The organism is Anaerococcus lactolyticus ATCC 51172 (assembly GCF_000156575.1).
Classification (GTDB): domain Bacteria; phylum Bacillota; class Clostridia; order Tissierellales; family Peptoniphilaceae; genus Anaerococcus; species Anaerococcus lactolyticus.
Genome location: NZ_GG666054.1, coordinates 1 through 959 on the forward strand (window position 1 = coordinate 1; position 959 = coordinate 959).

A 959-nucleotide genomic window follows, 5' to 3' on the forward strand; every position below is an offset into this window, starting at 1 on the left:
ACTATGATATAGATGTTCAAAGCTTTAATCAGCAATTTCCAGATTACTATAATGATATATATGTTTTTAATAAAAATCTTGAAATCAATGGAGCATATCAAAATTTAGCACACATAAATGAAGAAAATAAAATTACTTTTAATATAAATTTATCGCAAGAAGAAAAATCAAAAATTGAAGAAATAAGAGATAAAAAAGAAGTTCTTTTCAAGTTAATAGATAAAGATATCAAAGAAAAAGGGGAATATTATTTTGATCCTCAAAATGAAGAATACTTACTACTATCAAAGAAAATAGAAGAAGGACTATTAAAAATCCCAGATAGTATTAAGGAGACAATCGATGGAAAAGAAGGCTTTGATGTAGAGCTAATCTTAGATATAAAAGAAAAAACTCTAAGACAAAATTTACGATACAATGGATATATTTTAAATTCTAATCGAGCTATAAAATATAAAAGTTATAAGGACATATTAAATAACTTACCTTATTTACTCGATGACAAACATAGAGAAGTGCTTTTAAATGGATATTTAAATCAGCAGATAGAAAATGATAGAACAAGGCAAGAAGAAAATCCATTTAAAGAAGGTATGAGTGTTAGATACAAAGGAAAAGAATACACTATAACCGCCATTAACGATGCTACAAGTCCTAAAACTATAGAACTAGAAGATAGCACAGGACTAATGAATGGGTTTATTACCGGTAGTGAAACAATTCTTTTTAATGACTACAAAAATCTTGATTTAGAAGTATATAAATCTAGTGAAAAAGAACAACAATCTATTGATAAAGGGGAACTAGTAGAACAAATCAGCTTTGAAGATATTGACAATAATAACGAAGAAGAAGTTAAAAAAGACAAAAAGACTGATAGAGAAAATATAGAAGGGGTTTCTGAAGTTTCTTTAGAAAACTATAAAATTATTAATGAAGAAGAAAACCTACCACCTTCA

Annotated in this window: 1 protein-coding gene; it reads left to right on the forward strand. The window is 26.7% G+C overall.

The genetic code is table 11. The features are described from left to right. Positions 1-959: hypothetical protein (locus tag HMPREF0072_RS09185; RefSeq protein WP_004829763.1), on the forward strand; the 959-nt coding region annotated here is incomplete at both ends.